Here is a 1098-nt window from a genome sequence, read left to right on the forward strand (position 1 = left end):
ATAACATGTTTATAGCGAGCGAATCGCGCGTTTTTCTACTACGCTACCGCTCACTTTTCTGAATGATATATTTTTAACAGACTAGTTAACTTATTGCCAATATTATTAAAAATAGCTATTGCTCGTTTTCATCTTGCGACAAAAGCACGCGATTGGGTCGTTTTCTTGACTATGTGAGCGATTACGCTATAACTGTTTTAATATACAGTATTTACATATTTTCAAAGGAATGAAAATGAAAACTCGCTCGCCTTATTTAAATTACATCGCAGACTACATGTTGACTCGACAGTATTCACTGAGAACGGTTAACGCTTACCTTAGTTGGATATCTAATTTCATACATTTTCATAATAAAAGACATCCCACTACTATGGGTGATAACGAAGTGGTTGAGTTTTTAGACCACTTAATTTTAAAGAGAAATATGTCGCCTAGAACGCAAATGGCCGCATTAAATGCATTAGCGTTTTTGTACAAACACATAGTAAAAGAAGAATTGTCGTTGGACTTAAAATTTGTCAAAAGCAATAGACAACCCAAATTGCCAGTCGTAATGACACCAGAAGAAGTCAAAGAAATATTGTCGTTTATGAAAAAGCGCTATTACATAATTGCGGGATTAATGTACGGAAGCGGTTTAAGGGTAATGGAGGCGGTGCAGCTCAGAGTGAAAGACATTGATTTTGACTATAAATGTATTCAAGTCTGGAATGGAAAAGGCAATAAACATCGAATTGTAACACTTGCAAATGAGCTTATTCCATTGTTAAGAAATCAAATTATGCAAGTGGATGAATATCTACAACTTGACTTAAAAAATGAACAATATGCCGGCGTTTGGATGCCGAATGCGTTAGCAAAGAAATATCCATCTGCGAACAAGTCGTTGGCTTGGCAGTATCTATTTCCATCCTATAAATTAAGCGGCGATCCAAAAACGGGAGAAATTCGTCGACATCATTTTCATCCAACTTGTGTCAGGAAGGCGGTGAAGGCTGCTTTAAAACAGTCGGGGATTACAAAGTTAATTACACCACATACGTTTAGACACTCGTTCGCGACTCATCTTTTGCAATCAGGAGCAGACATTCGCAG

General features: G+C 37.1%; 1 protein-coding gene. It reads left to right on the forward strand.

The features are described from left to right. Positions 1-235 precede the first annotated feature (235 nt). A partial coding sequence (locus C2M17_RS07985; protein WP_105200315.1) for an integron integrase occupies positions 236-1098 on the forward strand: 863 nt, incomplete at its 3' end.

The sequence above is a fragment of the Pseudoalteromonas sp. T1lg10 genome (genome assembly GCF_002964545.1).
Taxonomy (GTDB): Bacteria; Pseudomonadota; Gammaproteobacteria; order Enterobacterales; family Alteromonadaceae; genus Pseudoalteromonas.